This window comes from Bacillus sp. FF-1 (genome assembly GCF_028548245.1).
Taxonomy (GTDB): domain Bacteria; phylum Bacillota; class Bacilli; order Bacillales; family Bacillaceae_G; genus Bacillus_A; species Bacillus_A paranthracis.
The window spans coordinates 394,195-417,180 of the sequence record NZ_JAQQGG010000004.1 but is presented as its reverse complement, the minus strand read 5'-3'; the positions used below and the strand labels follow the sequence as shown (position 1 = coordinate 417,180).

26 protein-coding genes are annotated in these 22,986 nt (G+C 36.5%); 3 read left to right on the top strand and 23 right to left on the bottom strand.

From position 1 onward, the window contains the following. The first annotated feature begins 103 nt into the window (after positions 1–103). Complete coding sequence (locus PQF83_RS17305) at positions 104–853, top strand: (S)-benzoin forming benzil reductase (protein ID WP_001271062.1); 750 nt, start codon at positions 104–106, stop codon at positions 851–853. A 35-nt stretch (positions 854–888) separates the two neighbouring features. On the opposite strand, the gene PQF83_RS17300 is transcribed toward PQF83_RS17305, so the two are convergent. The 6 genes from PQF83_RS17300 to PQF83_RS17275 form a co-directional block, all read right to left on the bottom strand. Continuing rightward, entirely contained in the window at positions 889–1,722 is an 834-nt protein-coding gene (locus PQF83_RS17300; RefSeq protein WP_000615394.1) for a GNAT family N-acetyltransferase, read from the bottom strand. 67 nt (positions 1,723–1,789) lie between these two features. After that, on the bottom strand, positions 1,790–3,298 hold the full coding sequence (argH, locus tag PQF83_RS17295) for an argininosuccinate lyase (protein WP_000813994.1): 1,509 nt from the start codon (positions 3,296–3,298) through the stop codon (positions 1,790–1,792). Between the two features lie 101 nt (positions 3,299–3,399). Continuing rightward, positions 3,400–4,509, bottom strand: a complete 1,110-nt coding sequence (locus PQF83_RS17290; RefSeq protein WP_000751358.1) for a serine hydrolase — start codon at positions 4,507–4,509, stop codon at positions 3,400–3,402. Positions 4,510–4,626: 117 nt separating this feature from the next. Beyond that, positions 4,627–5,574 carry a nucleoside hydrolase gene (locus tag PQF83_RS17285; RefSeq protein WP_155005152.1) on the bottom strand — a complete coding sequence of 316 codons (948 nt, stop codon included), beginning with the start codon at positions 5,572–5,574 and terminating at the stop codon, positions 4,627–4,629. Between the two features lie 106 nt (positions 5,575–5,680). After that, positions 5,681–7,114, bottom strand: coding sequence for a sodium/pantothenate symporter (gene panF, locus PQF83_RS17280; RefSeq protein WP_001104829.1), 1,434 nt, complete (start codon positions 7,112–7,114; stop codon positions 5,681–5,683). Between the two features lie 3 nt (positions 7,115–7,117). After that, positions 7,118–7,396 (bottom strand): YhdT family protein, encoded by a 279-nt coding sequence (locus tag PQF83_RS17275; protein ID WP_000800722.1) that lies wholly within the window; start codon positions 7,394–7,396, stop codon positions 7,118–7,120. 273 nt (positions 7,397–7,669) lie between these two features. On the opposite strand from PQF83_RS17275, the gene dhaS reads away from it, so the two are divergent. Beyond that, complete coding sequence (gene dhaS, locus PQF83_RS17270; RefSeq protein ID WP_000080286.1) at positions 7,670–9,154, top strand: aldehyde dehydrogenase DhaS; 1,485 nt, start codon at positions 7,670–7,672, stop codon at positions 9,152–9,154. 50 nt (positions 9,155–9,204) lie between these two features. On the opposite strand, the gene fabG is transcribed toward dhaS, so the two are convergent. Beyond that, complete coding sequence (gene fabG / locus PQF83_RS17265) at positions 9,205–9,945, bottom strand: 3-oxoacyl-ACP reductase FabG (RefSeq protein WP_000395020.1); 741 nt, start codon at positions 9,943–9,945, stop codon at positions 9,205–9,207. Between the two features lie 284 nt (positions 9,946–10,229). Here fabG and PQF83_RS17260 point away from each other — a divergent pair, with 284 nt between their 5' ends. After that, a complete protein-coding gene (locus PQF83_RS17260) occupies positions 10,230–10,379 on the top strand; it encodes a YfhD family protein (RefSeq protein ID WP_001035808.1) in 150 nt (49 codons plus the stop codon). 72 nt (positions 10,380–10,451) lie between these two features. On the opposite strand, the gene PQF83_RS17255 is transcribed toward PQF83_RS17260, so the two are convergent. The 16 genes from PQF83_RS17255 to PQF83_RS17180 form a co-directional block, all read right to left on the bottom strand. Further along, the gene (locus tag PQF83_RS17255; protein ID WP_000928130.1) at positions 10,452–12,305 is read right to left on the bottom strand and encodes a terpene cyclase/mutase family protein; all 1,854 of its coding nucleotides are present in this window, start codon (positions 12,303–12,305) and stop codon (positions 10,452–10,454) included. 99 nt (positions 12,306–12,404) lie between these two features. Beyond that, positions 12,405–12,830, bottom strand: coding sequence for a divergent PAP2 family protein (locus tag PQF83_RS17250; RefSeq protein WP_000447815.1), 426 nt, complete (start codon positions 12,828–12,830; stop codon positions 12,405–12,407). Positions 12,831–12,907: 77 nt separating this feature from the next. Then, positions 12,908–13,849, bottom strand: a complete 942-nt coding sequence (rarD, locus tag PQF83_RS17245; RefSeq protein WP_000535535.1) for an EamA family transporter RarD — start codon at positions 13,847–13,849, stop codon at positions 12,908–12,910. Between the two features lie 92 nt (positions 13,850–13,941). Then, positions 13,942–14,190 (bottom strand): DUF1294 domain-containing protein, encoded by a 249-nt coding sequence (locus tag PQF83_RS17240; RefSeq protein WP_000871337.1) that lies wholly within the window; start codon positions 14,188–14,190, stop codon positions 13,942–13,944. Positions 14,191–14,349: 159 nt separating this feature from the next. After that, positions 14,350–14,748: a hypothetical protein gene (locus PQF83_RS17235; protein ID WP_001056287.1), complete on the bottom strand. Its 399-nt coding sequence runs from the start codon at positions 14,746–14,748 to the stop codon at positions 14,350–14,352. 42 nt (positions 14,749–14,790) lie between these two features. Continuing rightward, the gene (locus PQF83_RS17230; protein ID WP_000501862.1) at positions 14,791–15,015 is read right to left on the bottom strand and encodes a hypothetical protein; all 225 of its coding nucleotides are present in this window, start codon (positions 15,013–15,015) and stop codon (positions 14,791–14,793) included. Positions 15,016–15,030: 15 nt separating this feature from the next. After that, positions 15,031–16,080, bottom strand: coding sequence for a P-loop NTPase (locus PQF83_RS17225; protein WP_000957491.1), 1,050 nt, complete (start codon positions 16,078–16,080; stop codon positions 15,031–15,033). 66 nt (positions 16,081–16,146) lie between these two features. Then, complete coding sequence (gene moaD / locus PQF83_RS17220; protein WP_000628477.1) at positions 16,147–16,383, bottom strand: molybdopterin converting factor subunit 1; 237 nt, start codon at positions 16,381–16,383, stop codon at positions 16,147–16,149. 4 nt (positions 16,384–16,387) lie between these two features. Further along, positions 16,388–16,852: a molybdopterin synthase catalytic subunit MoaE gene (gene moaE, locus PQF83_RS17215; RefSeq protein ID WP_000531873.1), complete on the bottom strand. Its 465-nt coding sequence runs from the start codon at positions 16,850–16,852 to the stop codon at positions 16,388–16,390. Next, positions 16,833–18,140, bottom strand: coding sequence for a molybdopterin molybdotransferase MoeA (moeA, locus tag PQF83_RS17210; RefSeq protein WP_000442205.1), 1,308 nt, complete (start codon positions 18,138–18,140; stop codon positions 16,833–16,835). The genes moaE and moeA overlap by 20 nt, the downstream gene beginning before the upstream one ends. Positions 18,141–18,158: 18 nt before the next feature. Continuing rightward, complete coding sequence (locus PQF83_RS17205; protein WP_000840943.1) at positions 18,159–19,175, bottom strand: molybdopterin-synthase adenylyltransferase MoeB; 1,017 nt, start codon at positions 19,173–19,175, stop codon at positions 18,159–18,161. 24 nt (positions 19,176–19,199) lie between these two features. Continuing rightward, positions 19,200–19,979 carry a formate/nitrite transporter family protein gene (locus tag PQF83_RS17200; protein ID WP_000864003.1) on the bottom strand — a complete coding sequence of 260 codons (780 nt, stop codon included), beginning with the start codon at positions 19,977–19,979 and terminating at the stop codon, positions 19,200–19,202. 200 nt (positions 19,980–20,179) lie between these two features. Next, positions 20,180–21,196, bottom strand: coding sequence for a GTP 3',8-cyclase MoaA (gene moaA / locus PQF83_RS17195; protein WP_000844137.1), 1,017 nt, complete (start codon positions 21,194–21,196; stop codon positions 20,180–20,182). A 20-nt stretch (positions 21,197–21,216) separates the two neighbouring features. Then, positions 21,217–22,014: a formate dehydrogenase accessory sulfurtransferase FdhD gene (fdhD, locus tag PQF83_RS17190; RefSeq protein ID WP_000802667.1), complete on the bottom strand. Its 798-nt coding sequence runs from the start codon at positions 22,012–22,014 to the stop codon at positions 21,217–21,219. Positions 22,015–22,030: 16 nt separating this feature from the next. After that, entirely contained in the window at positions 22,031–22,375 is a 345-nt protein-coding gene (locus PQF83_RS17185; protein ID WP_000039582.1) for a DUF2294 domain-containing protein, read from the bottom strand. A 116-nt stretch (positions 22,376–22,491) separates the two neighbouring features. After that, positions 22,492–22,974 carry a DUF1641 domain-containing protein gene (locus tag PQF83_RS17180; protein WP_000729891.1) on the bottom strand — a complete coding sequence of 161 codons (483 nt, stop codon included), beginning with the start codon at positions 22,972–22,974 and terminating at the stop codon, positions 22,492–22,494. Between the last annotated feature and the right edge of the window lie 12 nt (positions 22,975–22,986).

Sequence of the window (22,986 nt, the reverse complement as noted above, 5' to 3'; positions counted from 1 at the left end):
TTCAATTATAGTAAAAAGTGCTCTATACTATAAAATGTAGACAAACTATACAATGTACGTTGTCCAACAAAATTCCGCACATATGAGAGGGGTTTATAAAACTATGCGCTACGTTATTATAACAGGAACTTCACAAGGTTTAGGTGAGGCTATTGCCACACAATTGTTAGAAAAAAATACAACTGTCATCTCTATTTCTAGAAGAGAAAATAAAGAGCTTACGAAACTCGCAGAACAATATAATAGCAATTGTGTTTTCCACTCCTTAGATCTTCAAGATGTACATAATTTAGAAACGAACTTTAACAAAATCATTTCATCTATTCAAGAAGACAGTGTATCTTCTATTCATTTAATTAATAATGCGGGTACGGTTGCTCCTATGAAGCCAATTGAAAAAGCAGAAAGTGAACAATTCATTACGAACGTTCACATTAATTTACTTGCACCTATGATTCTCACCTCTACTTTCATGAAACATACGAAAGAATGGAAAGTAGATAAACGTGTTATAAACATCTCATCTGGTGCAGGAAAAAATCCTTACTTCGGATGGGGCGCTTATTGTACAACGAAAGCTGGCGTAAATATGTTTACACAGTGCGTGGCAACGGAAGAAGCAGCAAAAGAATTTCCAGTAAAAATCGTCGCTTTTGCACCTGGTGTTGTTGATACAAATATGCAAGCACAAATTCGGGAAACAAATAAAGAAGACTTCACAAATTTAGATCGATTCATCGCATTAAAAGAAGAAGGAAAGCTATTATCACCTGAATACGTTGCAAAAGCTATTCGTAACTTACTAGAAACCGAAGACTTCCCTCAAGGCGAGGTTATTAGAATTGATGAATAACAAAAAGGCGTGCTATTTTAGCACGCCTTTTTGTTCTACTTCTCTAAAAATATAAGCACAGACTCCGCAATTTGTTCATAACCAATTTCTTGATAAATTTTATTCGATGTTGGATTTGCCAGGTCCGTATATAATGTCGTTGTTTTGTAACCTTCATCTAACATACGTTGACTAAGTGCCGCTACACAATTAGATGCGTATCCCTTTTTCCTTTCTTCTTTCGGCGTATATACGAAATTAACTGTTATATTATTTTTAGTTGGACGTGTTTTTGCTGCTACAGAAACAAGTTTTCCATCTACTTCTAGACCAAATAAACGATGATTAGTAATTAATGTATGTGCCGTTTGTTTTGCTTCCTCTTTCGTAGTAGGAAGATTCACATCTTCGCAAAATTGGTATATCCACTGTTCTATTAATGTTAGCTCATCACTATTTACTTCTCGAAAGACTTCATCTCCGTTCCACTTTTTCTTCACTTGTTTTAATTCATATATACCTTGCTCCATCGCAACAGTAGTTTTCTTATTTGCTAACACTGCAATCTCTTCGGCTAATCTCTGTACAATTTTCTTATTACCGATTAATCCAGGAACATTTGGATATACTTCCGCTAATTTTTTTGCAAGTTCCACGATGTCCTCTTCCGCAATTTCAGACGTAGCAACAATAATTTGTTTCTTCTCTTCTGTTTGAAGAAATACAACCGCAATTTCTTCTCCTTGTTTCGCTATCCCCATAAATATCGGTTGGTGGACCATTTGTAATACGCCTAATATGAGATTATTTTCCTGCTCATTCTTTTCTAGAAATGGTGTAACCTCTTCTTTAAAATTAACAATCTCTTCATATACATGCAATTGAATCATCGACAATCTCTTCTCTCTATTTATAGTTTTATTAAGGTATTGGCGATTAATTCACTAAATCCCTCTTTTACGATTCAATAATATTCGAAGCTAACGTATTCAAATTATTTTCAGCTTGTAAAATTCTCTGTTTTTCCTTTTCAAATACCTCTTCTTCTTGTCGAAATAACTCTTTTCGATTGTTAATCATGCGCTCCATTTCTTTTTTACTCGGCCCACCGTATACATTTCTTTTTTGTATAAAAGCTTCTGGCGATATAATTTCTTTCCACTCTTTTTCTAATAAAGTTATATTAAATTTTTCTTGTAAGTACATATTCACATCTTTCAAATGTAATTCATGAAGCTCCTTTTTCTGCTCCAATAACATATTTGCAATAGCACTCGCTGCATGATGCGCATGCCGAAATGGAATGTCATAGTTTTTTGTTAAAGCATCTGCGAAATCAGTTATCGTAATTGCATGTTTATAGGAACGATTTTTCAACGTTTCTTCCTCAACCTTCATCGTTCGAATAACTGCATTCATAATAGAAAAAACACGAATAGTCTTTTCAATCCCTTTATATAAGTATGGCTGCAAGTCATCCTCTGTATCAACAATATCACCAAATGGTGTATTATGAATCATTTGAAATACTGTAAATGCTTCTCCTAAAGCACTACTCGTAATTGCACGGGCGTGTTCAATGGAAACTGGATTTCGCTTTTGCGGCATAATACTACTAATTTGCACATATGGCTTCGCCACAGTAATACCATCATATTCTTTCGTCGCTAATAGTAAGAAGTCATGGATCCATCTGCTCGTATTCGTCATCATTACCATAAGTAAAGAGCTAACTTCTAATAAATAATCCGCTCCAGCAACAGCATCATATGAGTTCTCAATTACATTTGTAAACCCAAGTAACTCGGCAACTCGCTCTCGTTTAATTGGGAAACTTGTTGTAGCTAGCGCAGCGGCTCCCATTGGGGACTGATTTAAAAGTTTGTACGTTTTTTTCATGCGTTCTAAATCTCTCTGCATCGTATCATAAATCGCTAACGTATAATGACCAAATGTCGTTGGCTGCGCTGGTTGTGTATGGGTATAAGCTGGCATAATCGTTTCCTTATGATCAGCAGCAAGTTGCAATATACTCTCTTGCAATAACAAATGATGTTCCATTAATCGTAATACATACCGTCTTAAACTCATGCGATACATCGTGACACCCATATCATTTCTACTTCTACCAATATGCATATTACTTACAAAATTGCTTTTTGCTTCTTGAGAAATTAAATGTTCTACTAAAAAAAAGAGATCTTCATGCTGCTCTGTATAGAGCAATTGCTCTTCTGGCATTCCCTCTACCTTTTTTAACGCGTGTAATATAACTTTAGCTTCTTCCTTTTTCATTAAATTTTCTTCCATCAGCATCGTAATATGCGCTTTATGCACTTGAAACATATCTTTCAATAAGTAATTTCGTTGAAAATTAAATACATGTTGTAATACACAATCCACATATGTTTTCCCAGGGAAATCAGCGCCTTCACTCTTTATAAACTCTTCTTTACTTTGTTTCATCACCTTTTCCCCTTTCACCTAAGTATTACTACCCATCATACCCAGAGATAGCAAAAAAGTGCTTGTACACAAAAATAAACTCGGTGCTCTCTGCACCGAGTTTATTTAATAAAAGTCGCATCATACTTATCACTTTGCAACACTTGGAAATGCAAGTTTGCTAAATGTTTCCGTATTTCTGCACTGTCGTCCTCATTTAAATTATTTGCTAAAAACACTATTTCTGTACAGTTCCCCCGTTTATCCATCGCATAAACTGCTTTTGTAACTGTCCATGGCGTATAGCCGTTTTTTTGCCCTGCATGTCTAAATGTTTTACGGTATTTCTTAGCGCTCATATCTGTTTCAACGATGTTAGCCCATACTTTTTCTTCTGCTTCTGTCAGTCCACCCTTATGATTTGCCTTTTGAAGCAGTACCATATAATCGTTTGCAGAAGCAGCTGGCAATCGATCTGACCAAATTTTATCGTAACGTTCCTCTAAATAAAGAGGAATTTCCTTCTGTAATAATGGTCCCTTCTTTTTTAAGCGCTCATGAATAATCATCGCATATTGACGATATTGCTCTTGAGACATTTCTTTTAACTTTTTCTCTATTTTATATTTCGGAACGTGTAGTTCTTTATGCAAATATCCTGGAATGTACAAAGATGAAACAATTGGAAATAGCGGCTGATGTGCTGGAAGCGATAAACTTTGTAAATTCCGATTAATATTATCTAATCCTAACACTTCCATTAAATATTCAGCATTCGCATTCGAACTAAACTTAACCATTCCTTTTGCCACTTCTTCTAAAGAAATCGCTCCTTCAGTTATCTTACCTGTCTTCTCCAAATACCTTTGCCATCTATCTTGCGCACCACCATCTGTATTCGGTACATAATAACGATTCACATCATTTATGGAAACAAAACTAGACGAATCAATTTTCCCTTCCGTAACTTGTTTCGTAAATTCAAGCGCCACAATTAATTTCATTGTACTAGCAACTGGCAATACAACATTCGGATTTACAGAATAAACGACTTTATCATTTCTTTTTACTAGAAGCGCGCTATTTTTTTCATCTTTATGTTCTTCAATAAAGGATGCGATATACTGCGCATCATCATTATTCGAACTCCAAACTTTTTTCACTAAAAAATTACCCGATATTAGCAAAACGAAAATACCCACAATCACTGCGCATACTATAGTTTTTTTCAAGTAAAATTCCTCTCCTATTGTGTAGCTCTTCTCTATCTATCTCTTACAAACAAAATAATGGAGATGATTATTTTAGTAATCATCTCCATTATTTTAACTTGTATTCTCCCATTATGTCTACGTCATAATTTTAACGAAATCTTCGAGGAATTTTTTATAGTGTAACGACCAACCAATTCGAACCCAATTCTTTAAAGCTTTTGCATCAGGTTGAGGACGAAAATCAGCAATACTCTCTCCTTTTGCAATCCCTACTGTATCTACATCGACACGGCGGTATACATAGTCCAAAATAGAGGGATTTGCCGCAACCATCATTGTAACGACGTCATGTACTGGACTCCCTGTTATTTTCGGATTTAATTTTCTATAAGCTTTATAATAATACGTAAAAATCGGTTCAATTAATTTATTAAAACTTGTTTTAGAATGTTTCGTAATGTACTTTACCATCTCTGGCGTAATTATAGCTTCAGATGTAACATTAAGCGGCACCAATGTCACATTCTTGGCATTTTGCATTACTAATTGTGACGCAATAGGATCACCATGAAAATTAGCTTCTGCGACTGGTGTCACATTGCCAGGCATTAAAAAAGCACCGCCCATTATATAATATTCCTTCACATACTTCATCAATGGTTTTTCTAAAATAAATGCTGTCGCAAGTGTCGTTGACCTACCAGCATCAACTATAATTAATTCTCCTTTATATTTTTCAAGTATGTCAAAAAACTCACAAAAAGGCTTTATATTTGGAGAAAGATTTTTTGGCGGTCGAATTGGTCCTAAACCTTCCGCCCCATGAATTTCTGGATAGTATGTTGTAATATCTCCAGATAAAGGGATTTTCGCACCATTAATAACAGGTATGTCTTCCCGCCCTGCCAGTTGCAATAAATATGCCGCATTACTTGTCGCCTTTTCTTGCGTTACATTTCCATATCCAGTTACTACACCAACAATATCAATATCAGGATGTAACAATCCATACATAATTGCCAAAGAGTCATCAATTCCCGGGTCTCCTAAAAACAATACTTTTTTCATCACCCTCAACTCCATCCCCTCAATTGTTATTAATTTATGAATATTCACAGGATTACAGAATAAAAAGAACAAATTTATACGAAAAAACGCAGTCCTCTAAGGACTACGTTCTCCCACTAACCTATACTGTTTTCTTTACAGCACTCATACTTCCAACGATATAAGCGATAAACGCAAAACAAATTGGGAAGACAACTGTATGTATACCGAACGGATTTGGATAGAAAAGATGGATACACATATATGAGCTTACCCCAACTAAAATAGATGCAAGCGCTCCTGTTGCATTTCCTTTCCTCCAATATAATCCTAATACGATTGGCCAAATGAATGCTGCTTCTAATCCACCGAAAGAAAATAAATTTAACCATATTAAAAAATCAGGTGGTTTAATTGCTGCTGCATAAACGAGCAGTCCTACGATAGCAGTAATCCATAAACTCCCTTTTCTAATCGTACTATCTGCCGCATCTTTATTTATGTAATTTACGTATATATCTTTAATGATTGATGAACTTACAAGTAGCAATAACGAGTTTACTGTAGACATAATCGCTGCCATTGGTGCAGCTAAGAAAACCCCAGCTAACCAAGGTGGCAACACTTCCATCGCGAGTAGCGGCATTACTTTATCTGGTACCGTTATACCTGGAAGTACGACTCGTGCGAACACACCCGTTAAATGCATACCAATCATAATTGTACCGACAACAATCGTCCCAATTATTAACGCTTGATGCATCGCTTTTGAATTTTTATAAGACATGGCACGCACACTAATTTGCGGTAAACCGACAACGCCAATTCCAATTAAAATCCAAAATGATGTCACATATGATTTCGTTAAACTACCATCTGCTCCGAATGGTGTAATTAAATTCGGATTGATTTGAACAAGTTCCTGCATAATCTTTTCAATTCCACCACCGGCAACGACAGTAGCAATTAAGATGATTGTCGTTCCAACTAACATAATGATACCTAATAACGTATCTGATAAAGCAACTGCACGAAATCCACCAATTAATACGTACACAAGTACAGAAAAAGTAAATAAAAATAGTGCTGTTGTATAAGAAAGACCCGTTAGCGACTCGATTAATCGGCCACCGCCGACCCACTGAGCTACTGTTGCTGAAAATAAAAAGATAATAATACATAACGCAGAAAGTATGACAACTGCTTTATTATTATATCTTCCCTTTAAATAATCGATAAGAGTAATGGCTTCCATCTTCCTAGCGATAATTGCAAACTTTTTACCGATAACTGTTAAAACGATATAACCTGTTACAACTTGAATCGCAGACAACAATACCCATCCAAGCCCCATATTGTAAGCAATACCAGGACCACCAATAAAGCTACTAGCACTACCGTATGTAGCAATCATTGTCATCGCTAATAATAAACCACCGAGCTCACGCCCACCTAAAAAATATTCTTGCAAAAATTTATTATGGGCAGTCGCTTGTACACGTCTTGAAGCATATACACCAATTAAAAATACAACGATAAACGAAATTATCATTGGAATGATTACATACCAATTCATCTATTATTCCTCACTTTTTTCTTCCTCATCGAGTGAAATATCTTGAAATACAAAACGAACAACTAAACTAAGTAAAATAACCATAACGATAAATCCAACGATACAGCTATAAAAAAACCATGCTGGAAAACCAAATACATATGTATATTCACTTGGATTTTTACTACCAAGCCCATAAGCAAATCCGTACCATATTATAAAATTGATAATAGCAAGTCCAAGACCAATTAACGCTTCTCTATGGGCGATTCGAAAGCGTGGATCATCATGATAATTCTTCATTTTTCTCCCTCCTCTCACGATGTATTATTGTACCATTGTTCTTCTAGTTTTTCCTACTAGAAAGCAAAAACAAGCAGGATTTTTTATAATCATATAGAAGACTTTCTTACATTACATATTTTTTACAATTGTAACACAAATGAAATTTGAATTTTCAGTATTTGTTAATTATGATTTTAATTAGAGGCTTTCCATCTAGTTTCCACATCCTTGATTTCGGAATAAACGCCGTCTCGTACTGCGTTTACATTATATTTTCAAGGGGGTTATACAATGAGTCAACTAGCTGTAAATCTTCATGAAAAGGTAGAAAAGTTTCTTCAAGGTACAAAAAAGTTATATGTGAATGGATCTTTCATTGAAAGCGCTTCCGGTAAAACGTTTAACACACCTAACCCAGCAACTGGCGAAACACTTGCCGTCGTTTCTGAAGCTGGTCGCGAAGATATTCATAAAGCTGTCGTTGCAGCTCGCATAGCTTTTGACGAAGGTCCTTGGTCTCGCATGAGCACTGCTGAGCGAAGCCGGCTTATGTACAAGTTAGCTGATTTAATGGAAGAACATAAAGAAGAGCTTGCACAGCTTGAAACGTTAGATAACGGAAAGCCAATCCGTGAAACAATGGCAGCAGACATACCACTTGCAATTGAGCATATGCGCTATTATGCTGGCTGGGCGACGAAAATCGTTGGTCAAACAATCCCTGTTTCCGGTGATTATTTTAACTATACACGTCATGAAGCTGTTGGTGTCGTTGGTCAAATTATCCCTTGGAACTTCCCACTTCTTATGGCAATGTGGAAAATGGGAGCAGCGCTTGCTACAGGATGTACAATCGTTTTAAAACCTGCAGAACAAACTCCACTATCTGCCTTATACTTAGCTGAATTAATTGAAGAAGCTGGATTCCCGAAAGGTGTTATTAATATCGTTCCTGGATTCGGTGAATCAGCTGGACAAGCTCTTGTTAATCATCCACTCGTTGATAAAATTGCATTTACTGGTTCTACTCCAGTCGGTAAGCAAATTATGCGCCAAGCATCTGAAACATTAAAGCGTGTTACACTTGAGTTAGGCGGTAAATCACCAAATATCATCTTGCCAGATGCTGATTTATCTCGCGCGATTCCTGGTGCACTTTCTGGTGTTATGTTTAACCAAGGACAAGTATGCTCTGCTGGATCACGTTTATTTGTTCCGAAGAAAATGTATGATAATGTCATGGCTGACCTTGTCCTTTACTCTAAAAAATTAAATCAAGGTGCTGGCTTAAGTCCAGAAACTACAATCGGTCCTCTCGTTTCCGAAGAACAACAAAAACGTGTAATGGGCTACATCGAAAAAGGGATTGAAGAAGGTGCTGAAGTACTTTGCGGAGGAAGTAATCCATTTGATCAAGGCTACTTCGTTTCTCCTACAGTATTCGCTGACGTAAATGATGAAATGACGATTGCAAAAGAAGAAATTTTCGGTCCAGTTATTTCTGCTATACCGTTTAACGATATTGATGAAGTAATTGAACGTGCAAATAAATCACAATTCGGCTTAGCAGCTGGTGTGTGGACAGAAAATGTTAAAACAGCACACTACGTTGCAAGTAAAGTACGTGCTGGTACAGTATGGGTAAACTGTTATAACGTCTTTGATGCAGCATCTCCATTTGGAGGATTTAAACAATCCGGTCTTGGTCGTGAAATGGGATCTTATGCATTAAATAACTATACAGAAGTGAAGAGCGTTTGGCTTAACTTAAATTAAAGAGAAAGAACCTGACCTATCCGGTCAGGTTCTTTTCATTATGTATGTCTTTAAACTTGCAGTCCCCCGCTCACATTTAATACTTCTCCTGTAATATAGGATGCGTATTCTGATGCTAAGAAGGCAGCTGCGTTCGCAATATCTTCTGGTGTTCCAATTCTACCAACCGGAATCGCGCCGACAATCTTTTCTTTCACTTTATCTGGTATCGTTTTTGTCATATCTGTATCCATAAATCCTGGGCAAATCGCATTACACGTAATACCGAAATTTCCAACTTCTTTCGCTGCCGTTTTCGTTAAACCTACAACGCCTGCCTTCGTAGCTGCATAGTTTGCTTGACCTATGTTTCCTTCTCTACTAATTGAAGATATATTAATAATACGTCCATACCCTTGTTGTCTCATGTAAAGCAGCGCTGGTTGCATACAATAAAAAACTCCAGTTAAGTTCACTTGTAATACTTGTTCCCAAGCAGACTTCTCCATTTTATGTAACATTGCATCCCTTGTAATCCCAGCGTTATTCACCAAAATATGTAATGTTCCGAATTTTTGAACCGCATATTCAATTAACGACTTTGCTTCATTTTGATTACTCACATCACATCGATATAAGCTCACTTCATATCCTTCATCCAAGAACTCACGTGTCGTTTTTTGTAATTTCTCTTCATTTACATCGCTAATTAATACTTTCGCCCCTAGTTTTGCATACACCCTTGCAATCTCTTTTCCAATTCCCTGTGCAGCTCCTGTTACAACAGCTGTTTTCCCGTTTAAAAACTCCATACCTATCCCCCATTTCTATTACTTATACTGTATATTTCGGCTTTTTACTTTCCAATTCCTCTTTGTATAAAAAAGTCTATTTGTGTCAAACTAACTTTGCAACGTCGCATAAAGTGCAACTTTAATCAGTGGGATTTTCTTCATCCCCACTGATTATCAGCCCTCACCAATCGGACTTTTATGGGCAGTTGATTCCCCACCTCACTTCTTTGCTTTCACTAAATTTTAAGGTGGGGGTCTTACTGCCCATTAAAGCGGGATAAAGTGCAAGGAGATTGTGTCGAATGAACAAAAAAAATTTCAAACAAAACAAAGCTACTGATGGCATTGATGTAGAGTTCTCTCGTGAACTTGCTGACCACAATGACTTAGAAGCAAACGCACGTGCAAATGCCGCTGATGCACGTCAAAAACGCCAGTCAACTGAAAAATAAGGAAAGCACAACCTTATTCTTTTCAACAGGGACCTACTACCCAACAAAATAAACCGAGAGATATCTCTCGGTTTATTTTCTATATTTTTTTGTATAATGTGCCAAAGTAAGTAGCGGATAAATTTGGGCATAGCTATGATAACGAATATAAAACCCACCAGGTAAACCTGTTCCAGTAGGATATTTTTCATTCACATAAGGATTCGCAAGCAAATATGAAATGCCTTTTCGAATAGCTGGCGTTTCTGTATCATAGTAAGAAATGAGAGCATCTAACGCCCATGCTGTTTGAGATGGTGTACTAAATGGTAAAGTAATGAATCTTTTCTCCATACTACTTTGGCAGGATTCTCCCCATCCACCATCTTCATGCTGTATATGTTCAAGCCATAAAGCTGCTCGTTTCAATGATGGATTGTTAGATGGAATTCCGAGTGACCGTAAACCTGTGATAACAGCCCACGTACCATATATATAACAAATCCCCCATTTCCCATACCATGATCCATTTTCCTCTTGTGCATTCATTAACCAATTTATCGCACTTTGTTTTTGTTTCTCAGGTAATTCATTTTGCGTATATGTCCCGAAAAGCTCTAACACTCTTCCTGTAATATCTGGTGTGGAAGGATCTGTAATCATATCACTTGCATTTTCGATTGGTAAATTTGCTAATAATTTGCTCGTCACACCTTTTTCAAACGCTCCCCAGCCCCCATCATTATTTTGTAATCCTTTAACCCAATCAATCCCTTTCTGCCAAGCATTATTTACCTTTTCATTCTCTCTACTTCTTGCCAACACTCTTAGTACAGCAGTTGTATCATCAACATCTGGAACTGTCGTATTTACATCCGAAAAACCCCAACCGCCAGGAGTAAGTGCGGGAGCATGTACGCTCCAATCAGCTTTTTTTGTATGCTGTTTTTTTAATAAATATGTTATTGTCTGTTGAATCATCTTGTGATCTTTCGGAACTTGTGCCTCTTGTAACGCATAGCTGAGTAAAGCCGTATCCCATACAGTTGAAGGAGAGTTTTGCAAGTGACTCCCTCTTTCCATCTTCCATATATAAGATGTTATACCAGCTATAGCCTTTTGAATCATTGATGATTGAAGAGAATGCCCTAACGCAAGTAAAGCATAAATCATATAAAACGAGGCAGTTGCGTAACTATATAACGTTCCATTTTCATCAATACGCTCTTTCATGAAACGTTCGACTTCCTCATATCCTTTATGATGTAACGAAAGTGGATACGAGATAATTTGTTTTACATCACTTAATAACGTTTGAAACAAAGGAGACCGATCCTCCCGAAACCATTCTCCGCCCCCGCCCGCAATGTGATTTAAATTTGGCAATAACTTTTTCCCTACTCGAAATCTTTTATTTAAACACACCATCATCGGAATTAAATGGATACGTGCTGAGCTACTCAATTCAAATATACTGAGGGGGGAATCATTCTGTAGAAACATGATTGGTGTTGGTACATGAAAGAGTGAAGGATATTCATATTCTCCATGAATTGCTAATAAAAACTTTGTCATAAAATGAGCACGCGCCACGCCTCCGCGTTCCTTAATGAAATTTTCCGCTCGCTTCATATTCGCATCTTCTTTTGTATATTTTTGCGAAGCAAGTAAGGCGGCATAAGATTGAATGGTAGCTGATAAATTACCTCCCACTTCATCTTCATACAATTTCCACGTTCCTTCATTTGTTTGAAGTGATGCTACTCTTTCTACGAACGGTTCTGTCTCTTTATCTCTACCTAATAATTTTAATAAAAAAATCATATGGCAATCTGTTAATGGAGCTCCTTCAAAACAAAATCGCCACGTACCATCTTGCCATTGCATTGTTTGAAGTGCAGTTGCTCTTCTCACTATTTCTTCATGCGCTTTTTCGTATAATAACAAGTTACTCACCCACCCTTTCGAAATCCGTATAACGATATTCAAGAAGGTAGCTGAATATGTATGAATACAAAGAAAAGCAGAACATATAAAATGTTCTGCTCATAAACAATATCCTACTCCGACAATAATCCCTAATAAAGCACCAACTACTACTTCATACGGTGTATGCCCGACAAGTTCATTTAACTTCTTATATTCTGTTTGTCTACCGTGAAAAAACTCATTCAATATTTTCGCCTGTTTACTTACTGCAAGCCTTACTCCTGAAGCGTCATACATAACTATAATGGCAAAAATAGCAGCAATTGCAAATAAAGTACTTTCCACACCTTCCACAACGCCAACACCTGTCGCCAGTGCTGTAACAGTTGAAGCATGAGAACTTGGCATCCCACCTGAAGCGAAGAACTTTGCAAAATCAAATTCACCCGTTTTAAATAATTTAAAGACTACTTTCGTTAATTGTGCTAAAAACCATGAAATTACAGCGGCCATAAGCGGATCGTTATGTAAAATCGTTTCCACGTTCTCAGCTCCCTACTAGCTATAATGGAAATCCTATAGTATCAGTATAAAGAAAAATGCGTAGAAAATACTACGCATTATGATACTTTTGCTGATTTATTTTTTATAAATTTCGGTTGTTTCTGCACCAAGAACTTTGTTTTCGCTACCGAGAATACAACTAATGCAACCCATATACAGAAAAATGCAATCATATGAGTAGATGTGAAATGTTCACCAAATACGAATACACCTAAAATCAAACTAATTGTTGGTGCAATATATTGTAAAAAACCTACCATATAAAGCGGAATAAGTTGGGCTCCTTTTGCAAAATAAAAAAGTGGCAATGCTGTAACAATGCCCGCTCCTATTAATAGTAATGTCGATGACATTGAGATCGAGCCAAATGAGCCGAAACCATGTACTCCTGTCATTACTAAATAAATAATCGCAAACGGCGTTACTAACATCGTTTCCATCGTAAGTCCAATTGTCGCATCATAGTTTAACATTTTTTTTGTTAATCCATATAATCCAAATGAAAGGGCAAGTGATAAAGAAACCCACGGAATAGCCCCGAAACGTACTGTTAAAATGACAACCCCTACTCCAGCTAAGCCAACTGCAACGTATTGCCAAAAGTTTAACTTTTCCTTTAAAACGACTGTACCAAGTAAAATACTAATAAGCGGATTAATATAATAGCCAAGACTTGCTTCAATGACATGATTATGATTAACGGCCCATATGTAGACAAACCAGTTTCCGCTAATCAAGACTGAAGCTATTGTTAATGACATTAATAATTTAGGTCGTTTAAAAAGATTCACGAACTCTCCAATAAACTGACGAAATCTCTTCGTAACACCTAATACGATTAACATAAACACGAATGCCCAAACGATGCGGTGTGCTAATATTTCATCTGCTGGGACTTCCTCAACCCATTTCCAATAGATTGGTAGTATTCCCCACATCGTATACGCACCAGCCGCATATATAATCCCTTTTTTTTGCTCTGCTGATTGACTCCCCATCTTCCTTTTTCTCCTCTTCTCATTTTTTCTCCATTATACGTTCCCACGTGCTCACTTTACCAATAATCAATCTGCATTTCTTTCGACATTTCTCATACAACGAATAATAAACATACCGTTATTACAACAAGTAACGGTATGCCGAAAACAAATTTCTTTTTATGAGTTTTATGATGAAACATATACATACCAATCCAAGCTCCAACTGCTCCCCCAGCTGCTGCTGATAAAAACAACGTACTTTCTGGCGTTCTCCACTGTTTCTTCTTCGCTTTTCGTTTATCAAGCCCCATAAGGCTAAAAGCTATAACATTAATAAGAATAAAATAAATCCATTTCATCGCTTTCTCTCCCTATGAAAAATTCGCTTAATGGTAACATGAAAAAACGATGGAAACAACTGAAGAACACTTTTTATTAATTCGTTACCTTCATATTTACATAGCCAATCAAAAGACTAATTATAGCTATTAAATAGAAAGATGTTATGGGCAAGATCCTTATATTTCATTCCCTTCACCCACTACCATAGCATCAAAAAAACTTCTCTCAATCACTTTTTCATCAAAGTGAAGAACTACAATTAGCCCTACATATAAAGAAACGAAATGTAAAAACCATTCCCCATTATCATCCTTATTAGCTAAACATTTAAATATCTCTTGAAATTGCATACGCTCGTCTATAGCAACAACCGGTCGCACACCAAAATATTTCAATACGAAATGTAAATCAAGCTGCACGGATAAGGATAAAATATATTTTAATAACTCCGTATAATGAGCAACATTTTTTTGACTATATAGCTTCACGAGCTTTTGATGTAAATGAGCAATCGATAATTCTTCATCAGTCATTTTTGTTGCTTCTATCGTTTCAATCATCTTCTTCATATTCATTACATTTACCCCTCCTGTTACAAAACAAAAGCCAAAGCTTATTTATTTTATAATCAGCAATAATTGAGTATTTCTCGTCTCTCTTTCTTCTTCACTAACTAAGTCATACTTTTTTAGAAGATGAAAGACATCATTTAATATTTCTTGTGAGTGATTACCTTGCAAAAAATTTTTTAATCCTTTAAAAATCTCTTCAGATAAAAAACTCTTTTGACTTTCAAGTTTATTCATTACATCTTCAATAGAATGATCAATATTACACCCCATAATAAAATTCCTCCTCTATCCTTTATAAATAATATCTTCTGCTAACGCTGTAAACACTTCTCCAACAAGAGAATCTTCATCATATACAGATGAACCGTTATTTTCTTCACGTTTTGCAAAAGGTACTTGTGCGATTACTTCTGTTTGCAATTGTTCTGCTAACATTTCGCCGCCGCCTTTTCCAAACAGATAATTTTTCGATCCATCTTGTTCTTCATAATAAGCCATATTTTCCACAATACCTAAAATCTCGTGTTTCGTATGTTTTGCCATTACGCCTACTCTAGATGCTACGAATGAAGCTACATTATGTGGTGTTGTAACGATAATTTCTTTCGCCTGCGGAATCATTGCTGCAACATCAATAGCAACATCTCCTGTACCAGGTGGTAAATCAAGAAGTAAATAATCTAATTCTCCCCAGTGCGTATTCGCAAGGAAATTTTGAATCCATTTATTTAACATCGGTCCGCGCCACATAACCGGATTATTTCCTTCTGTAAAAAATCCCATAGACATAATTTTAACACCGTGACTAATAACTGGAATTGCTGTTTGATCAATCATCGTTGGTTTTTGATTCGTTTCCATCATAGCTGGAATGCTAAAACCATATATATCTGCATCTAATATCCCCACTTTTTTGCCCATACGAGCTAAAGCTGTTGCAAGATTAATTGTTACAGTTGATTTTCCGACTCCACCTTTTCCGCTCGTTACAGTAAGAAATTGTACTCCTGAATCAGGACGAAGCATGCTTGGCATACCAGTTTCTGTTCTAGTATTTTTCTTTAACTTCTCTGTTAAGACTGCACGTTCTTCTTTTGTCATAGAACTAAATGTTACAGCCACTTTAGAGGCACCAATTGCGTGAAGCGATTCTTCAATATCTTGTTGAATTTTTGATTTTAACGGACACCCTTGAATCGTTAGCACTACTTCAAGTTTAACCTCTGTTCCATTCATTTGTATATTTCTAACCATGTTTAACTCCACAATACTTTTGTGTAATTCTGGATCCTCTACGTGTTTTAACGCATTCATTATTTTTTCTTGAGTAAGCATAGAACTCATCCCTTCTCGTATTCGAATTTATATATAGCATCTTCTTATCGTTTCAAGAAACGCTTATTATCCACCACTAACAGGCGGGATGAATGCGACAATATCTCCAGCTCGTATCATCTCTTCATTCGTTACAAACTCTTCATTAACAGCCACCATCACTCTATCAAGCGATTGTAAACTATAGTTTGCTTTGAGCCATTCTTTTAATTGCTGCACAGTCATTTCTTGTTTTTCGGAAATTACGAATCGATCTAACCCGACTTCCTCACGCAAATTTGCAAACAGTAAAATTGTAATCATTTTCTCATTCTTCCTTCTTCGGTTTTCCTGCTGGATATGGTGTATTTTCAAGTTGATCGCCAATCCACATCGTCCCATCTTCCCAAAATTCTTTTTTCCATATTGGGACGATTCGCTTTATACGTTCAATTGCGTATTCATTCGCTTCATAAGCTACTTTGCGATGCGGTGATGAAACTGCGATGACTACCGCAATATCCATTATTTCTAGCCGTCCTACTCGGTGCGTAATTGCTACTTTTGCATCCGGCCATCTTTCACTAATTTCTTCACCAATTCTCATAAGTTGCTTTACTGCCATCGGTTTATATGCTTCATACTCTAAATGTAGCGTTCGTTTTCCTTTTGTTAATTCTCTCACTGTACCAATAAAAGTTGTAATCGCACCTGCGTCTCTTCTTGCAACCTTATTTGTTACTTCTTCAACTACAATCGGTATATCTACAATTTCAAATAGCACTTGTCCCATTAGAATCACCTCTCACTTTATAAAATGTCCAAGGCCATTCACTACCTTCGTTATCTTCCAACAAGAGAACATCTACGAACATATCTTTTTTATACCCTCTCGTACCACCTGGAAGTACAATAAATATATTTGTCTCTGCTAGAGAAGAAACTGAGCTAGATTTATCAAACCCTGACGGATAAGCGATTAACTGCCCTTCGTTATATGTTAGTTTTCCTCGTACAAATCTTGTAAATGGATTTGGCTTTAAAAAGTCTTCTCCTAATAACGCTTTTTCTCTTTTCACATGTGCTTTTTCACTAAACATATACGTCCGAATACAAGGTCTTACAAACAATTCAAACCCTACGTAACAAGCAGATGGATTTCCTGATAAACCAAATAATAACTTTCCATTTAATTGCGCTACAGTCGTTACACTTCCTGGCCGCATTGCAACTTTATTAAAAAGAACTGATGCACCTAATTTTTCGTATATAGCTGGCAAATAATCGTAATCCCCTACGGATACACCACCTGTTGTAATGAGCATATCTACTTGGCTTATTGCTTCTTTTACAGCCGTAAAACACGTATGAAAATCATCGCTAAACTTCCCAAAATATTTTACTCTTCCGCCTGCTCTTCGGATTTGAGACAATATCATATACGTATTACTATTTCGGATTTTCCCTGGCTGTAATGAATCGTTTACATCCAGTAATTCACTGCCAGTCGCTAATAGTCCAACTACAGGCTTTCTCGCAACTGGCACCTCGCTATACCCGAATGTAGCAAGAAGAGCTGAAATACCTGGATTAATGTATGTTCCTTTCTTTACAAGAACCGCTCCTTTACGAGCATCTTCACCTTGAAAAGAAATATTATCGCCCGCTTTGAATGACCGCTTCAATTCCATATACTTACTGCCAGCCTCCTCATATTGACGAGTCAGCTCTAGCATAACAACTGCATCACATCCATTCGGAATTTGCGCTCCCGTCATAATTCGAACTGCTTGAAACGGACCTACTTTCTCATCGAATAGCGATCCTGCACCAATTTCACCCACCACTTCAAATACAATTGGCGTTTCATAACTTGCTAAATTCGTATCTTCTGCTCTAATAGCAAACCCGTCATACGGTGAACGATTAAATGACGGCACATCATGGTCAGCTACTAAATCCTCTGCTAATATACGTCCGTAAGCTAATTCAATAGGTAGTAGCTCCTTTAAGCCGTTATGAGCAAATCCCATCACTTTACGAACAGCCTCTTCAACTGTGATTGGTACTCTTCTTTCCATTGTTGACAACCCTTTCTATTAGCCGAATACGCGATAATATAGTTGTTTCGCTTTCGAAATATCATTTGTGCCATGAATAAAAACACGACCATCCCGAAAAACAACGATGCGGTACTCATCTAATTGGCAAGATAGTAAATACGGATTCCGATTTACTTCCCCCACTTTTTTTAATACTTTTTCTATATCATCAAAATTGTATTTTCTATTGTCTACTGGTCTAATTTGAACTGTATTTCTTCCGCATAAAGCAGTTACCTTCGTTTGATTTTCGTATAATAAATAAGGATAAATGCGATTCAAACCGCATGAAGAGCAATTGTCTGTCTTGATTTTCCCTAGTTTTATAAACTGGTTTTGATTACTCCATATATCAAATATGAAAAATGTTTTTCTAATTGCTGCAAAATCTTCTACTAAAATTTTGAGTGCTTCCGCCACTTGATATGCTGCGACGATTTGTACAGTCGGGCTAATAATTCCAGCTGTATCACACGTCACACCTGTAACTGGAACGTTCTTCAGCACACAATGTAAACAAGGTGTCTCTTGCGGAATAATTGTACAACTCATACCGTACGAGCCAACGCAAGAACCATATACCCACGGGATATTATGTTTTTGTGATAAGTCATTTATTATAAATCGGATATCGAAATTATCTGTTGCATCAATGATTACATCGACATTTTCTAATAGCCCTTCCAAGTTTTCTACACACGCATCCATTACGAAAGCATGTATTTGTACTTCCGAATTAAGTTTTTCTAACCGATTTTTAGCAGCGATTGCTTTTGGCAATTTCTCTCTTGCATCTTGTTCAGAGTACAATTGTTGCCTTTGTAAATTACTCCATTCAACGTAATCACGATCTATGATCGTCAACTTGCCAATACCTGCACGTACGAAACTTTCGGCACTTGCACTTCCTAATGCGCCTACTCCTACAATTAACACATGTTTATTTCGAATTTTTTCTTGCCCTCTACTCCCAATTGGTTTAAACAAATGTTGTCGTGAATACCGCTCAGCCATTACATACCCTTCCTCTCACGAACTCTATTTCATATTAGAATGTTGTTTTTGATAACAAGCAAAGTACGCAAATCCAACAAAACCAGCTCCGCCAATTACATTTCCGATAAAGACAGGAACAAAATTTTTAGCAAGATCCATCCATGTGAGATGACCTGCAAAAATAACTGCTGAGATGACAAACATATTTGCTACCACTTGCTGAAATCCAATCACTACAAATGCCATAATGGGAATCCAAATTCCGATTATTTTTCCGACAAAATCACTCGTCCCATAAGCGAGCCAAAGCGCCAAACAAACGAGCCAATTACACCCAATTGCTAAAATTAAAGTTCTTCCAAAAGATTCATGTAACTTGCCTTCTGCTATCGCTACCGTTTTATTTAAATAATCCCCCTCTGTTAATCCGCCAAGATGACCGAAACAATACGCTACGAAAATAGCTCCTACAAAATTCATGAAAGTAATCCAAATCCAGTTATTTAGTACACTAACCAATGTAATTTTCTTTGCATATAGCGCCATAGACAGTGACATCATATTTCCGGTAATTAATTCTCCTCCCGCTAATACAACGAGCATGAGTCCAACAGGAAAAACCGCTCCTCCTAAAACATTTACTAAACTCCCCCAGCGCTCAGGCAAATTACCTAAAACGCGAATGTTAAGTAAAAAACCTAGCGAAATAAACGCTCCTCCTAAAAAACCGAGAATAAGCATTGCTGGCAAGGTCTGACTTACTTTTTGAACACCGGCCTCAATGACAAGCTCAGCAATTTGTTCCGGTTTATGAAATGCCATTACTAATTCCTCCATTTTCTCCAAATAAAAAAGCAGCTTCAAAAAACCTCCTCAAAATAAAGGTTTTTGAATGCTGCTTAATTTCTCTGCACATCTTTTACAGAGAGATCAACCATCACTTTTACTATAAAATAGAAAATCTACAACCGTTGCACATCTTCCATTTTGTATATACTTCATCATATTGTCACTTATATATATCAGCCACCAATATGTGACATTTCAATTTTAGGTGCTCTTTTTTTACTTGTATGACTTAAGCGTTCATCTGAATAACGATCTTCTCGTTTGTTCCATATATCGCGTACGACATCTGTTATTTCCTCGTCAGTGTATTCTGATCGAAGCAGTTCTCTCAAATCATTTCCTTTAGAAGCGAACAAACAAGTATATAATTTTCCTTCTGCAGAAATACGAGCTCTCGTACATGAGGAGCAGAAGGAGTCTGTTACTGATGAAATAATACCTATTTCTTCATCACTTCCAATATAACGATAGCGAGTCGCAACCTCTCCTACATAATTCGCTTCTATTCGTTCTAATGGCATAACTTGATGAATCGTATCTACTATTTCTTGTTTAGAGACAACCTCTTTTAAATCCCAACCGTTATAATTTCCAACGTCCATATACTCAATAAAACGAAGAATATGTTTATTTTCCTTAAAGTATTGCGCCATCTGCAAGATATCCTGTTCGTTTTTCCCCTTTTGAACGACCATGTTTATTTTAATTTTCATACCGACTTCAGCTGCAGCTTGTATTCCTTCCAGAACCCTTTGTACTTTGCTTCTATTACCATTCAAATAGAAAAACCGCTCTTCTTCTAAGGAATCTAAACTAACTGTCACACGTGATAAACCCGCCTTATATAAATCAGGAGCAAACTTTTTAAGTAACGATCCATTAGTTGTTAAACCGATATCCTCCACACCATCTATTTTATTCAGGCGCTCGATAAGCTGCGGAAGACCTCTTCGAAGTAACGGTTCTCCGCCTGTAATCCGTAATTTTCTAACACCTAAAGAAACGAAAATACGCGTTATCCTTTCAATTTCATCAAAAGATAAAATTTTATCATTAGACAAAAACGAGTAATCAGGACCAAATATTTCTTCTGGCATACAATATCGACAGCGAAAATTACAGCGATCAGTAACTGAAATACGTAAATCCTTTAACGGACGTTGTAGTTTGTCTAATGTGACAGATTTCATATTTATTGCCTCGCTTTTACTTATTTTATATTTAAAACACGCTCCGGATGCGTATATACATTTAAGGATTCATTCCGAATAAATCCTATCGTAGTAATACCTAATTCTTCAGCTAGCTGTAAAGCCAACTCAGTTGGAGCTGATTTTGACAGTATAATTTCACAACCAATTTTTGCAACCTTCAATAATATTTCCGAAGAAATACGACCGCTAAAAACAATGATTTTATCTCTTATAGAAATATTATTTTTTAAACAATAACCGTAAATTTTATCTAACGCATTATGCCTTCCGATATCCATTCGACTTAAAATAATACCATTCACATTGCACAAAGATGCATTATGAACGCCCCCTGTATGACGAAATGTCTCCGCAGATTGCTGCATTTCTTTCATTAATCGAAAACAATCTTCTGCAGTAACCTGTACATGGACGCCATCCATTTTCTTTGCGCTTAGTGCATCATTTGCAAAAACAAATCCTTGTCTACTCATACCACAGCATGAAGTAATATAACGTTTATTTTGCATTTGTTCGTAATACGGATTTACTTTTGCCGTCGTGACATGTACAAATCCTTCTTTCTCTTGTACCCATATGTCATCAATATCTTCATACTTCCGAATGATTCCTTCAGATGCTAAGAAGCCTATTACCATATCTTCTATATATTCTGGAGTACTAACCATTGTAACAAACTCCTGTCCGTTCATTTTAATCGTGACTGGAAACTCTGTTACAATGCTGTCCTCTATATGTTTAAACGCCCCTTGTTCATAACGAAAGATTTCTCTTTCTACCTGTATCGGTTTCACGATCAGTATCCTTCTCTCACGTTATATTTTTATCAAAAACAAATACCGAAACTGCAATATCTTCTTCTACTTTCATATCTGAAAATAGGTTCACTAATTTCGCTCCAACAAGTTCCTCCAAATGTTCACGGGAATTCGCGGCATATACTTCTTGAATCATTTTCGTTCTAGCCATATGAACCATTTCCGCACCGTCCATCGTACTTGAAATGAATTTTTCAGTAGGTGTTAAGTTTCCATAAAGAGTCGCAATCGCCATATTTTCAGCAAAAACAGTATGAATTCGTTCTGGCCCTTTTCCGAAAAGTTCCTTTCGAAGTTTTCGAATCATATCATTAAATTCATGTACTTTTTTTGACATACAATTATACCTCCCAAAAAGCCTCATTTTACTTTATTATATATTTTACCAAAATGAGCCTTCCGCCCAAACTATTTCGTACACACATTTGGGCGAAAAGATTCACTTCGTGAAGGTTACTCGTCTTTTAACCCTTTACCCATACCTTTTAAGAAATGAAGCCCAAATCCGATAGCACGGTTAATGTCTGGGTCTTTCAATACTTTCATAAGATCGAATACCCCTACCTTTTTATTACTCTCTAAATGTTCATTACCTTCTTCTAGCCCTACCAATAAGCTACCTATAAGCTTTTTCGTAAGCTCCGGATCAAGTTCTGTTAAAGCACCCGCAGCCCCCATCATATTATTAATTAAATTTGTAACGGGCTCACGAGTCACTTGACCAAGAACAATCTTTGCGATTGGTTCTTTCGCCTTTAGCATAGAATTTGCTGCTTCTAGCATGCCAATATCATTCAATTCCCCTACTATATTAAACATTTGATTTAGAGCGTATTCATTATTAGCTAGAAGCTCTTTTAAATCGTCTAATTTTTTCTGTTTTATTTCTTCCTCAGTTAATTCTTGTTTTTGAATCATTTTTATAGGTGCAGCCATATTTTTCTCCTC